We start from the raw sequence: 12,362 nt of genomic DNA on the forward strand, positions 1-12,362 counted from the left end.
CCAGGCCCAGGGAGGTCCAATCATGACCGTGATCGACATCAACACGCCCAAGACACGGGACCAGTGGAAGGTCTCGATGAATCCAGACGACATCTACCGCAACCCGATGAGCATCGCCTGGTCGTTCAAATACCTGATGTCGGGCGACAAGGTCGAAGACCTGTACAAGCGCGCCAAGCAGAACCAGTGGGACGCCGACGAACTTCTGCCCTGGGACACCCCGGTCGATCCGTCCAAGCCGCTGATCAACGACCGCTCGGACATCTATCACCAGATGCCGTTCTTCAAAAAGCTGTCCAAGGCGCAGCAGGAAACCTTCACCGCCCACTCGACGGCCCAGCTTCTGTCTCAGTTCCTGCACGGCGAGCAGGGGGCCCTGATGACGGCGGCCTGTGTCACCCACTCGGTCCCCGACGCCACCGCCAAGCTCTACGCGGCCACCCAGACCATGGATGAAGCCCGCCACGTCGAGGTCTACGCCCGCTATTGCGACAAGATCGCCCTGGTCTATCCGATGTCGCTCTGGCTGAAGGCCCTGATCGACGCCACGCTGAAATCGGACCGCTACGAGAAGGTCATGATCGGCATGAACATGATCGTCGAGGGGCTGGCCCTGGGCGCCTTCAACAACATGTACCGCACCACCCAATGCGACCTCCTGAAGAAGATCACCTTCAACGTCATGCGCGACGAGAGCCGCCATGTCTCCTTCGGCCACGCCTATCTGGGGCCGGTGATCGCCAAGCTGCCGGAGGACGAGATCGAGGACCTTGCCGAGTTCGCCTTCCAGGCGGTCAACATTCTGGCCCACGGCGGCACCGCCGGCACCCTGGCCAGCCGGGTCGATCCGGGCTTCATGCAGGTGCTGGAGAACAGCAACATCGACCCCGACGACTTCTTCAAGGGGCTCGAAGAGGCGGAGGCTGCAGGCATAACTCAGGAACTGCCCCCCGGGCAGATTCATTCGCTGAAGGACCTGATGCTGCCGGCCCTGGCCCGGGTCGGCCTGCTGACGCCTACGGCGCGCAAGAAATACGTTGAAGCGGGGATCCCTGTGGACACCGATCCGCGGGTGCTCGAGGCCATGGAGGGCGGGCGGCCCATCGCCGCCTGAGCGGTCTCTCAGCGCGCGCCGCATCCTGCCAGGCGACCCTTGAGCCTGGCGATCGGGCCGTCTGCCGCGACATCGATCGGCATGGCGGCCCGGCCCTGCGCGACCAGGGTCCATTGCCCGAGCGCCCGGCTCGCGGCGGCGCATTCGGCGGCGTGGTTCTGGGCCATCTGCTCGATCTTGGCCGCGGCGCTCAGGTACAGGGCGAGGTTCCGCTGCACCGAAGCGTCTGCGGGTTGCCGGGCGATGGCGGCCTGGGTCGCGGCGATCGCCTGGCCGACCAGCCGCCGCGCCTCCGGATACTGCCCCGCCTGGGCGAGGGTGCTGGAAAGGCTGGCGGTCGTATAGATCAGGTTGCGAGAGACCTGATCGTTTGGGCCATTGGCCAGCAGCGTGTTCTGCAGGTCGATCGATTGGCGAAAGCGCGTGATGGCCGGCCCGTACCGCTTCAGCTTCGACAGCTGCCGAGCCATGCCGGCCAGGATGGATGAATCCATGAACTCGCTGTCCAGGCCCAGCCGGCCGGCCGCGCGCATGGCGTCGATATTGTCGTGGGCGCGGGTGAAGTAGGCCAGGGCCTGCTCGGGATGGCCTAGAGCCTCGGTGTTTTCCGCCAGGATCAGGTAGGAGCCGTTCAGCAGGTACTGGCGCTCCTGCTTCTGGTACTCGCTCACGGGCGCAGGGATGGGCGCCGCCAGCGCGGCGCTGACTGTGGCCGCGGCCTTGGCCGGATCGCCCTGGTACTGGATCAGCCGGGCGTGCATCACCTCGCCCCGCCAGCGTCCGAGCGCGGCGTCGATGTCGCCCGGGTTCTGCTTCAGATAGCGCGCATAGAGCGCTCTGGCCTGCTCCAGCGCTCGCACATTGGCGGCCATGGAATTGCTGTCGGGGGCGGCGAACACCTCGCAGGCTTGGGTCAGTTCGGCCTGGGCCTTGGCCAGCAGCAGGGCCGGGTCACCGGGATTGGCCCGCTCCAGCTGGTCGATGATCTGCTGCGCCCGCGCCAGGCTCTGGCGGGCCGCGGGCAGGTCGCCGAGCCCGCCGCTGACGTCCAGGCCATAGATCCGCGCCAGCCGCACATAGCCCATCGCCACTTCCAGCCTCAGGCTGGGCGAGGCGAACCGGTCCTGCTCCAGCGCCTGCAGATAGGCTTGGCTCTTCGAGACCAGCTCGCGCCGGAGGGGCAAGGCGCCGGGCAGTTGGGCCAGCTGGGCGTCGACATCGTTCATCATGTAGTTGGCCAGGCGCCGCGTGTCCGCAAACCGCCGCTCGGCCAGGGCGCGGCTCTTCTCGCTGTCGACATAGAGCAGGCTCGATCCCACGGCCGCCAGGGTCGCCAGCACCAGGGTCGCGGCTGTGAGCGAAAGGCCGACCCGATGGCGCACCATGAAGCGCCAGGAGCGATACTGCCAGCTGTCGGGCAGCGCCTTGACCGGCTGCCCGCGGAAATAGCGGTCGATGTCTTCCGACATCTGCACCACGCTGGCGTAGCGATCAGCCGGCTCTTCCGCCAGGGCCTTGAGCACTATGGCGTCAAGGTCGCCTCGCAGCTCATGCGGTCGCGCCACGGCGCCCGGCGTCACGGCCGCAGCTTGGCTGGGCGGGGTGACGGCGAAGGCTCCGGCCTCCGCCTCGCTGTCGGCCGGCGCATTCGGCAGGGTTCCGCTCAGCAGCTCGTAGAGCACGACGCCAAGGCTGTAGACGTCGCTGGAGACGCTCGGCGGGGCGCCCCGCCGCCGCTCCGGCGCGGCATAGGCGCGGGTCATGGGCTCGGGCTGCCCCTGGGTGGCGTCCTCGGCCAGCAGGGGCGCCAGCGCCCGCGCGATGCCGAAGTCCACCAGCTTCACGACGCCCTTGTCGGTGACGATGATGTTCGACGGCTTGATGTCGGCGTGCACCACGAGGTTCTGGTGCGAGAACTGCACCGCCGAGCAGGCGTCGAGGAACAGGCGCAGTATCTGGTTCAGGGAGGGGCGAGCCGTGGCGACATAGTCGGTAATCGCCTGGCCCTCGAGGTGCTCCATGACGATGAAGGAGTGGCCGGAGGGCGCCTCGCCGCCATCGAACAGCTGGGCGATGTTCGGGTGCTGCAGGCTCGCCAGAATCCGGCGCTCCTCGGCGAAGCGTTTGGCGAGTTGGCCGGAAAAGAGACCCTGCTTGATCACCTTGACCGCGACCGTGTGTTTGAACAGGCCGTCGTCGCGGACGCCCAGATAAACCTCGCCCATGCCCCCGCCGCCAAGCCGTTCGACAATGCGATAGGCGCCGATCCGCTCCGGCGGCCGGGCGGAATCGAACGGCATCGGCGCCGGGGGCGTGGTGGGCAGGTCTCGTCTGGCCCTGGCCTCAGCCTTCAACAGGGCTGCGACGCGGGTGGCCAGGATCGGATCGCTCGCAGCCGCCTCGGCGAACCAGGCGCGCCGGTCTTCTTCCGGAAGGTCGATCAACTCGTTCATGGCCTGAAGCACGCGGCGCTCGTGTTCGAACGCTGTGGCGTGGGCCATCGCCGGCATGGGGTCGGAACCGGTTTCAGCGTCTGGTCGCGGGCGCGCCTCGATCTCGGCCCCGTTCGGCGAAGGCGGTTCCAGGCTTTGCGACAACCGTGTCATCTGCGCCCCCGGCCCGCGAACGGCGACGCTTGGGCCTGATGGCGCATCAAGCGCCCGCGAGCTTCGAATTTGCAAGCCGGATCAAAGAAAACGAGCCCGCTTCTACCAACTGACATAGATGAGAGCGCGAGGCGCCGTATTAATTCTCGCCTGAATTGTGATTTTTCTGCGCTGCGCTGAAAGCTTCCAACCTTAGCAATACCGGCCTTCGTTAGCGCTGTCAGATCGCCGGGCTTTCAAATCTGGCCGATTGGGCAAAGTTAGAGCTTTCCTTTCTGGCGGCGGCGCCCTGTAATCACGCCTTGCGAACTCCGTCGGGTCGGGGCCGTCGATGTCGCTGATGACAAGTGATCTGCTGGACGCCACCGAGGCGCTGTGGACTGGGTTCTGCGCCGGCGATGCGGGTGCGCGCGATCGGCTCCTGGCCCTGCACTACCACGAGTTCCGCCGGATCGCCCGCAGCGTGCTGGCGGGCGACGGGGCCAAGCTGCAGATCCAGCCGACAGACCTCGCCCACGAGGCGGCGATCCGGGTGATGCGGCTCGACCGCATCCAGGTGCGCGACCGCGCCCACTTCATGGCCCTTTCCAGTCGCATCATGCGCCAGATCCTCCTGGACGAGGTGCGCCGCTTTCGCGCCTCCAAGCGTCAGGTCCCGTCGGTGGAGACCTACTGGGGCGAAGTGCTTGAGCGCCAGCGGGCGCCCGTCTTCGATCTGGAAGCCTTCGACCAGGCGCTGGAGCGGCTGATGGCGGTGGATCCGGAAAAGGGGCGCATCGTCGAGGACCGCTTCTACGGCGGCCTGACAATCGAGGAGATCGCCGAGGTTCGCGGGGTCTCCGAGAGCACCGTCAAGCGGCAATGGCGTGTGGCGCGCGCCTGGCTTCTGGGTCAGCTGTCCGAAGACTGATCCGCACGGATCAGCACCACGGTGACGTTGTCGCGGGCGCCGCGGTCCAGCGTGGCGCCAATCAGGCCGTCCGCGGCTGCGTCCAGGTCATAGCCTTGCAGCAGCGCGGCGATCTCCTCGTCCTCCATCATGCCGGTGAGGCCGTCGGAGCAGAGCAGGTAGAGATCGGACGCCTCGACCTCGCCCTCCACCTGATCGACCTCGAGCTCGGGATAGACTCCGACCGCCCGGGTGATGACATTGGCGCGCCTGCTGGTCCTGGCGTCTTCCGGGCTCAATTCGCCGCTGTCGATCAACTCCTGCACCACGCTGTGGTCGTGCGACAGGCGGCGCAGTTCTCCCTGGCGAAATACATAGCAGCGGCTGTCGCCAGCCCACAGGCAAGTGAAGCGGGACCCGTCGGCGATCAGCACCACGGCCGTCGATCCGATCACCGATCCGGGATCAAGCTGAGCGGCCCTTTCCACCAGGGTTCGGTTGACGCGGCCGAGCTGCTCTCGGGTTGCGTCGACCAGGCTATGCTCGCTCCTGGCCGAAGGCATGTCGCTCAGCGCTTGCACGATCAGGCCCGACGCCAGCGCCCCGCCCTGATGCCCGCCCATCCCGTCCGCCACCGCCCATAGGCGATCTTTCGGCCGATCGACGAAGGCGTCTTCGTTGCGCCGCCGCACGCAGCCGATATGGGTCCTCGCCGCTGACTGGAAACGAAAGGACATCGCCATGAGTGTGACCAGCCTTTCGATGCAGGTCTCGGCGCCCGTAGTGCGGCTCCTTCCAAAGCCCGCTCGGCGTGCGCCTGTCAATGAAAGCGTGGGCGAAAACGGTTTCGGGTCGGCCCTCCGGAGGGTGGAACACTTGCCCGAGAGCGCGCATTTGAGTGGCGGAGGTGCAGAAGGCTGGAATGGAAACCATTGCTCAGCCGCTGATGTTTTGGCATCACTGACGCGGAGAGTCGTCGTCTGTCCGGGGAATCATCCCGCGGCAGATCAACATCAGGCCAACCGACCCGATTCTGATCGGGCCCTGAGGAATTTGATGCGGATCACCCCTTCGACGGCCGCCCGGCGCATAACCTTGGCGCCATGTTGATCGACAGCCACAAGCCGAAGGTCCAATTCGCCCCGCCCTGGGGGGCGAGGCCTGTTCCTGCGCCGCGGCGGGTCAACCCGAACGCCAGCATCTCCTGCGTGGTCTGCGCCTATAACGAGGCTGACCGCATCCGTAACATTCTCGAAGCTGTCGACGGCCACCCCGCCCTTTGCGAGGTGATCGTGGTCAATGACGGCTCGACCGACGCCACCGAGGCCTTGCTCGCCGCCTATCCCAGCATCCGGGTGATCTCCTACAGCCCCAACCGGGGCAAGACCTACGCCCTCAGCCGCGGCATCGCAGCGGCCAAGGGCGACTATCTGATGCTGCTCGATGCGGACTTGGCCGGGGTCACCGCCGCCGACGTTCAGGCCCTGGCGGACCCGGTGATGACCGGCTGGGCCGACGCCAGCATCAGTCTGCGCAGCAACAGCCTCGCCCTCTATCGCCTGATCGGCCTGGACTTCGTCTCCGGGGAGCGCGTGCTGCCGGCCCCGCTGATCCGCGAGGCGGTGGCGACCATGGAGCAGCTGCCGCGTTGGGGCGGCGAAGCCTTCATCAACAATCTTGTCATCCGCGAGCAGCTCTCGATCGCTGTCGTGGACTGGCCCAAGGTGTTCAATATCCGCAAATACGCCAAACAAGGCCTTTGGCGCGGGATGCTGTCCGAATTCACCATGATCGGCGACGCCTTCCGCGTGCTCTCGCCGATCGGGGTGGTGCGCCAGAACCTGGCCTTGCTGCGGCTGGTCAAGCGCCGCCGCCGCGCCGAAGCGTTCGAACTGGCGACCTCAGACTGAGATATCGCCCGCCACGTCCTTCCAGAGGCGTCGGCGCAGGACGAAATACAGCACCAGGATGATCATGGCGGCGCCGAACAGCGTCACCGTGGCGTAGTCGAAATAGCGGGTCGAGTGCATGACGCTGTTGCCGATGCTGCGGCCGAGGAAATAGCCGACCAGCTCGAACAGGACCACCTTGGGCACAGTGCCGATCAGGTTCAGCACCATGAAGCGCAAGAACGGCATCCGCGTCGCGCCGGCGAAATAGAGGATCACCGATCCCAGGGCCTGGGTCTTGCCGATCATGATCAGCTTCCAGTCGTTCTCGAGGAAGCGTTGCTCGAGCGGCTTCAGCCGTTCGGCGGTCTGGGTCAGCCGCTTGCCGATCTGCTCTATCAGCGGGGCGTGGGCATAGCGTCCGATGCCGTAATAGACCGCATCGCCCACGAGGTCTGCGAGCACCAGCAGGACGCAGGAGGTGACCGCGTCGAAGTTCTGCGTTGCGACCAGGACACCGGCGATCATGGCGACGGCCGGCCCCTCGATCACTGCGATCGGCAGCAGGATCGCGTAACCGAAGCGGGCCAGCAGCGGCAGCAGGCGGGTCAGGAGGAGGTGAAGCATGGCTGCTCCTCAAAAAGACCCCTTGCCAACACGGTTGGAGCAGAAGGTGGGCTTGTTCGCGCCCCGCTTCAAGGCGCGGTTGAGGTAATCAGGAAGTCCAGAAAGGCGAGCTGGCGGCCCGCGCCGAAGCGGGGCCGCCGCGCGCCATGATCGCCTCGGGCGACCATGGCGGATGCCGGATCAGCCGTTTACGGCGTCCTTGAGGGCCTTGGCCGGCTGGAACACCACCTTCTTGGAGGCGGCGATCTGGATGGCGGCGCCCGTGGTCGGGTTGCGGCCGGTGCGGGCCGGCTTGGCCTGGACCTTGAACTTGCCGAAGCCCGGCAGGGAGACTTCCTCGCCGCGCACTGCGGCGTCCTTCAGGGCGCCCAGCAGGGCGTCGACCAGGGCCTTGGCCTGGGTCTTGGTCAGCTTTTCGTCGGCCGCGGCGAGCGTGTCGACAAGATCAGCAGTGTTCACGGGTTTGGCTCCATGGCTTCGAATCGAAGGCTCGGACCCTGCCAAGCCCTCCGCGGCTTGTCACGGGTTGATGCTCCAAAACCCCCAGAAATGGCCGATTTCGGCCCCAAATGCGGTGTCATTGGGGTAGAACGAGCTTGGCCGGGCGCTTCCCGGCGAGGCCGGCGCGAATCGGTTGCGCCGGTGAAAGGCCTGCTTTGGGTCGGCGTCGAGGTCGCAGGTGTTCGTTTGTGGGTGATTTAGTCCGGTGGCGAGCGTAGCGTTGGGCCATGGGCCAGAGGTTGCGGCTTCGAAAGACGCCGTTGTTGTCTGACTGATCGGGCCGAGATTGGACGATGGTAGGATAGACGGTGCGAGCGCGCCGCCGGAAGGGGTCCCTCCGGCGAACGGCTTCCTGTTGCCGGTCGGCGTCGCCTTAGCCACCTTTGGCCTGGCCGCCGTCAGCCTGCTCTATACCCGCGCGCTCGGCCACATCGCGGCGGTCTGGCCAGCCAACGCGATTCTCCTGTCGGCTCTCCTGAGCATCCGCACCTCGCGATGGGCCCTCGTCACCGCCTCGGCTTGGGCGGGGCTGGCGGGGGCCTTGCTTGTGGTATCTGGATTCAACTACTGGCCGGCGCCGATCATGGCTGCCTGCAACGCAGGCGAGGCGCTGCTCTGCGCCGCAGGTCTGCGCCGCGTCCTGGGACGAGACCTGGACCTCATAGAGGCCCGTGACCTATCGGTCTTTGTGGCGATGGCCGGCGTCGCTGCGCCCCTGGCCTCGGCGGTTCCGGCGGCCGCCATGCTGAGCTGGATCAAGCACGGACCATTCTTGCGCTACGCTGTCGAGTGGTTCGGCTCGACAGGCCTGGGCTTTCTGATCCTGACGCCGGCGCTCACCGCCCTGACGCCGGAGGCGCTGGCGCCGCTCGCAAGTCCTGACCGACGGTGGCGGGCGATCGGCCTCTTCGCCCTGCTCGGCGTCAGCCTCGGGCTGGTGTTCCTGCAGAGCCGCAATTCGCTGCTGTTCCTGCTGATGCCGGTCCTGATGGCGATCACCTTCCTGCTGGAGCAGGCTGGCGGCGCACTGGCCATGCTCGTCACCGCCATCGTCGCCGTGGCCGCCAGCATCGTCGGCCGCAAGACCGCCGGGGCCGCGCCCGCGCAGCTGGTCAGTCAACTGCTGCAGATCCAGTTTTTCCTGGCGGTCGCTGTCGTCAGCGTGCTGGCCGCGGCGGCCGTGCTGGGGCGTCAGCGCAGGCTCACCGACACGCTGCGGGAATCTCTGGCCGAGACAGAAGCCGCCAGGGCGCTGGCCCTCGAGCACCAGAGATGGGCGGCAATGGCCGAGGAGATCGCCAGCGTCGGCCACTGGCGCTTCGACCTGGTCACGGGCGCGACCGTCTGGTCGGACGAAATTTACAGGATCTACGGTCTCGATCCCGCTGACGGAATCCCGGACCGGGAAGACACGCTCAAGCTCTATCATCCTGACGATCAGCCGCTGGTACGGTCGAACTTCAACAGGTGCTGGCGCGACGGCGTTCCCTTCGCCGCCGAAGTGCGTGTGGTGCGGCCGGACGGCGCGGTCAGAAACGTGCTCTCGCGGGGCGCGGCCGAGCGCGACGCCGCCACCGGAAGGGTGCGGGCGATCTTCGGCGCCTTCATGGACATCACCGAAGCCAAGGCCGTCGAAAGGGTGCTGCGCGAGAGCGAAGAGCGCTATCGCATGCTGACCGACCGGGCGACGGACATCATCCTCCGCTACGACACCAGCGGCTTGATCGAGTTCGCTTCCCCCGCGGTTCGCCTGCTTGGCTACGAACCCGAGCAGGTCGTGGGCCGGCGCATGGGGGAGTTCGTGCATCCCGATGACGCCCGGGTCGCCGCCGAGGGGCGAAAGGCGGCGGCCGACGGCGTTTCCGGCGCCGAGGGCGACTGGCCCGACGTGCGCGTGCGCTGCGCCGACGGGGGGTGGATATGGGTTCAGGGCAGCCCCTCCGCCATCCGGAGCGAGCAGGGCGCCGTGATCGGGGTCGTGACCGTCCTACGGGATGTCACCGCGCGCAGGGCGATGGAAGACGAGCTGCGGCGCAAGAAGGCCGAGGCCGAAGCGGCCGACATCGCAAAGTCGGAATTCATGGCCAATATGAGCCATGAAATTCGCACTCCGCTGACGGCGATCATCGGCTTTTCGGCGCTGCTCGAGCGGTTCGACGCCCTGCCGGAGCAGGCTCGGCGGCATGTGCAGCGTATCGTCGCCGGAGGGCAGGCCCTGCTGGACGTGGTCAATCACATCCTCGATTTCTCCAAGCTGGAGGCCGCCCAGGTCGAGTTGGACCCGCAGCCGTTTGACCCGGAAGCCCTGCTGGACGAGGCCATGGCCCTGGTGGCCGGGCAGGCGGCCTTCAAGGGGCTGGAACTGGTGCGTGCGCCAGCCGCGCCGCTGCCGCCTCGGGTGCTCGCCGATCCGGCGCGGGTCAAGCAGATCCTGCTCAACCTGCTGACCAACGCCGTCAAGTTCACCGACCAAGGCTCCGTCACCGTCTCAGCGCACTATCATCGGCCGGCGGGGCGGCTGGAATTCGTCGTCAGCGACACCGGTTGCGGCATACCCGAGGACAAGCGCCACCGCCTGTTCGCGCGCTTCTCGCAGGTCGACAGCTCACTCAGCCGGCGCCACGGGGGAACCGGGTTGGGCCTGGCGATCTGCAAGAGCCTGGTCGACCTGATGGGCGGTGAGATCGAGGTCGAATCCCGGGAAGGCGTCGGCTCGACTTTCCGCTTCGCGGTTCCGGCCCCCTTGAGCATCAGGGGAGAGGCCGAGCGGGAAGGGCGGGCCGCGAACGAGGCGCCGGCTGCTCCGGTCTGTCAGATCCTGATCGTGGATGATCGACCAGAGAACCGGGAGCTGGTCCGCAACATGCTGGAAGCGCTCGGTCATGTGGTGGTCGAGGCCGGCGGCGGCGCCCAGGCCTTGGCCCTGGCCTCCAGCCGCCCTTACGACCTGATCCTGATGGACTTGCAGATGCCGGGCATGGACGGTTTCGCCGCGGCGCGCGCCATCCGCAGCCGCGCTCCGGCCAACCGGGACACGCCGATCGTCGCGCTCAGCGCCAATGTCCTGGCCGAGCACGTCGCGCTTTGCTTCGAGGCCGGCATGAACGACCACATCGGCAAGCCGGTTCGGATCGAGGACCTCGCGGCCAAGATCGCCGAATGGATGGCGCCGGACGACGAGCCGTCAGTGGCCGCCGGCTGACAGGTCCACCGCTGCGCGCGGCTTGGGCGCCAGCCACACCGACATCGAGGCGATGCAGAACACCAGGGCGCAGATGGCGAACACCTTGTCGGTGGCCAGCATCACCGATTGGCTTTGCACCAGGCCGTCCAGCTGCTGCAGCGCCTGGTCGGCGTTGAAACCCAGTCCCTGGAACAGGTTTAGGGTCTGCTGCGGGGCGATCAGCGCCCCGGAAATGTCGGAATGGCGGGCGGCGGCCAGGTTTTCCCAGGCGGTGGTGGTCAACGAGGTGCCGAAGGCGCCGGCGGTGGTGCGCATGAAGTTCATCAGGCCGGCTGCCGATGCCGTCTCCTGGGGCTCCACCGCCCCCAGCGCCAGGCCGGTCAGCGGCACGAAGAAGAATGGCATGCCGAAGCCCATGGCCAGCTGCGGGGCGGCCAGGCCCCAAAAGCCGATATTGGGGGCGAAGAAGGCCCGCCACAGGGTGACCGAGGCCAGCACCAGAATGCCGAACGAGACCAGGGCGCGCGGATCGACCTTGCCCATCAGCTTTGCCGCGATCGGCGACATCACCACCGCAAGCACGCCTTGGAAGGCCATCACCCGGCCCGCCCAGGCGGCGGTGTAGCCCATGTTGGTCTGCAGCCAGAGCGGGATCAGCACCACCGAGGAGAAGAACGCCCCGAAGGCGAGGCACATGATCACCGTCGAGGCGGAAAAGCCCCGGTGGCGGAAGATGCGCAGGTCGACGATCGGGTGCGCCTCGGTCATCTCCCAGATCACGAACGAGATGAAGCCGAGCACGGCGACGATCGCCAGGGTGAGGATGAAGGGCGAGGCGAACCAATCGAGGTCCTTGCCCTTGTCCAGCATGATCTGCATGGCCCCGATCCACAGGATCAGCAGGCCCAGGCCAACGAAATCGACGGGCAGCCGCTGCACCTTGGTTTCGGCAGGCTTCAGCATGCGCCAGGCGAAGAAGCCGGCCACGGCGGCGATCGGCACGTTGATATAGAACACCCAGGGCCAGCCGATGTCGTCGCAGATCGCGCCGCCCAGGAGCGGCCCGGCGATCGGCCCCACCACCGTGGTCATGCTCCACAGGCCCAGGGCCGCGCCCTGTAGCCTGGGCGGAAAGATCCGGCGCAGCAGGGTTTGCGAGAGGGGCATCATTGGCCCCCCCATCAGCCCTTGCCCGATGCGGAACGCGACCAGGGCGCCGAGCGAGGGCGCCACGCCGCAAAGGGCCGAGAACAGGCCGAAACCGATCATGGCCGCAACAAAAGTCTTCACCGCACCGAAGCGGTTCGCGAGCCATCCGGTAAGCGGCACCGTGACCGCCTCGGCCACGGCGTAGGAGGTGATCACCCAGGTGCCCTGGCTGGGCGAGACCGCCAGGCCGCCGGCGATGTTGGGGACCGAGACGTTGGCGATGGTGGTGTCCAGCACCACCATGAAATTGGCCAGCGCCAGAAGGGAGCCGGCGATCCAGAGTGTCGATCCGCTCATGGGAGCGAAATCGTCGGCGCCGGGGCGGGAGTCGGCCATGGCCTGG

At 67.0% G+C, this 12,362-nt stretch carries 9 protein-coding genes; 4 read left to right on the forward strand and 5 right to left on the reverse strand.

Translation table 11 applies throughout. The annotated features are described in order from the left end of the window. Positions 1–22 precede the first annotated feature (22 nt). Positions 23–1,114, forward strand: a complete 1,092-nt coding sequence (locus KCG34_RS23745; protein ID WP_211938062.1) for a ferritin-like domain-containing protein — start codon at positions 23–25, stop codon at positions 1,112–1,114. 8 nt (positions 1,115–1,122) lie between these two features. Here the strand turns inward: KCG34_RS23745 and KCG34_RS23750 are convergent, their stop codons facing one another. Continuing rightward, positions 1,123–3,720: a serine/threonine-protein kinase gene (locus KCG34_RS23750; RefSeq protein WP_211938063.1), complete on the reverse strand. Its 2,598-nt coding sequence runs from the start codon at positions 3,718–3,720 to the stop codon at positions 1,123–1,125. A 331-nt stretch (positions 3,721–4,051) separates the two neighbouring features. Between KCG34_RS23750 and KCG34_RS23755 the strand changes: the two genes are divergently transcribed. Beyond that, the gene (locus KCG34_RS23755) at positions 4,052–4,630 is read left to right on the forward strand and encodes an ECF-type sigma factor (RefSeq protein ID WP_211938064.1); all 579 of its coding nucleotides are present in this window, start codon (positions 4,052–4,054) and stop codon (positions 4,628–4,630) included. Here KCG34_RS23755 and KCG34_RS23760 read toward each other — a convergent pair. Then, complete coding sequence (locus KCG34_RS23760) at positions 4,612–5,352, reverse strand: PP2C family protein-serine/threonine phosphatase (RefSeq protein ID WP_211938065.1); 741 nt, start codon at positions 5,350–5,352, stop codon at positions 4,612–4,614. The two genes, KCG34_RS23755 and KCG34_RS23760, sit on opposite strands and share 19 nt — an antisense overlap. A gap of 360 nt (positions 5,353–5,712) precedes the next feature. Here KCG34_RS23760 and KCG34_RS23765 point away from each other — a divergent pair, with 360 nt between their 5' ends. Continuing rightward, positions 5,713–6,519: a glycosyltransferase family 2 protein gene (locus KCG34_RS23765; RefSeq protein ID WP_211938066.1), complete on the forward strand. Its 807-nt coding sequence runs from the start codon at positions 5,713–5,715 to the stop codon at positions 6,517–6,519. Here KCG34_RS23765 and KCG34_RS23770 read toward each other — a convergent pair. Then, on the reverse strand, positions 6,511–7,125 hold the full coding sequence (locus KCG34_RS23770; RefSeq protein ID WP_211938067.1) for a DedA family protein: 615 nt from the start codon (positions 7,123–7,125) through the stop codon (positions 6,511–6,513). The two genes, KCG34_RS23765 and KCG34_RS23770, sit on opposite strands and share 9 nt — an antisense overlap. A gap of 180 nt (positions 7,126–7,305) precedes the next feature. Further along, positions 7,306–7,584, reverse strand: a complete 279-nt coding sequence (locus tag KCG34_RS23775; RefSeq protein WP_211938068.1) for an HU family DNA-binding protein — start codon at positions 7,582–7,584, stop codon at positions 7,306–7,308. Positions 7,585–7,912: 328 nt separating this feature from the next. Between KCG34_RS23775 and KCG34_RS23780 the strand changes: the two genes are divergently transcribed. Further along, positions 7,913–10,828 (forward strand): ATP-binding protein, encoded by a 2,916-nt coding sequence (locus KCG34_RS23780; RefSeq protein ID WP_211938069.1) that lies wholly within the window; start codon positions 7,913–7,915, stop codon positions 10,826–10,828. On the opposite strand, the gene KCG34_RS23785 is transcribed toward KCG34_RS23780, so the two are convergent. Beyond that, the gene (locus KCG34_RS23785; RefSeq protein ID WP_211938070.1) at positions 10,811–12,355 is read right to left on the reverse strand and encodes a DHA2 family efflux MFS transporter permease subunit; all 1,545 of its coding nucleotides are present in this window, start codon (positions 12,353–12,355) and stop codon (positions 10,811–10,813) included. The two genes, KCG34_RS23780 and KCG34_RS23785, sit on opposite strands and share 18 nt — an antisense overlap. Positions 12,356–12,362: the final 7 nt, after the last annotated feature.

Source organism: Phenylobacterium montanum (assembly GCF_018135625.1).
GTDB classification, from domain to species: domain Bacteria; phylum Pseudomonadota; class Alphaproteobacteria; order Caulobacterales; family Caulobacteraceae; genus Poindextera; species Poindextera montana.

What these genes read in the sequence shown, in the direction of transcription:
- KCG34_RS23785 (WP_211938070.1), bottom strand. Translation starts at nt 12,355, where the DNA reads ATGGCCGACTCCCGCCCCGGCGCCGACGATTTCGCTCCCATGAGCGGA.
- KCG34_RS23765 (WP_211938066.1), top strand. Translation starts at nt 5,713, where the DNA reads ATGTTGATCGACAGCCACAAGCCGAAGGTCCAATTCGCCCCGCCCTGG.
- KCG34_RS23755 (WP_211938064.1), top strand. Translation starts at nt 4,052, where the DNA reads ATGTCGCTGATGACAAGTGATCTGCTGGACGCCACCGAGGCGCTGTGG.
- KCG34_RS23750 (WP_211938063.1), bottom strand. Translation starts at nt 3,720, where the DNA reads ATGACACGGTTGTCGCAAAGCCTGGAACCGCCTTCGCCGAACGGGGCC.
- KCG34_RS23760 (WP_211938065.1), bottom strand. Translation starts at nt 5,352, where the DNA reads ATGGCGATGTCCTTTCGTTTCCAGTCAGCGGCGAGGACCCATATCGGC.
- KCG34_RS23745 (WP_211938062.1), top strand. Translation starts at nt 23, where the DNA reads ATGACCGTGATCGACATCAACACGCCCAAGACACGGGACCAGTGGAAG.
- KCG34_RS23770 (WP_211938067.1), bottom strand. Translation starts at nt 7,125, where the DNA reads ATGCTTCACCTCCTCCTGACCCGCCTGCTGCCGCTGCTGGCCCGCTTC.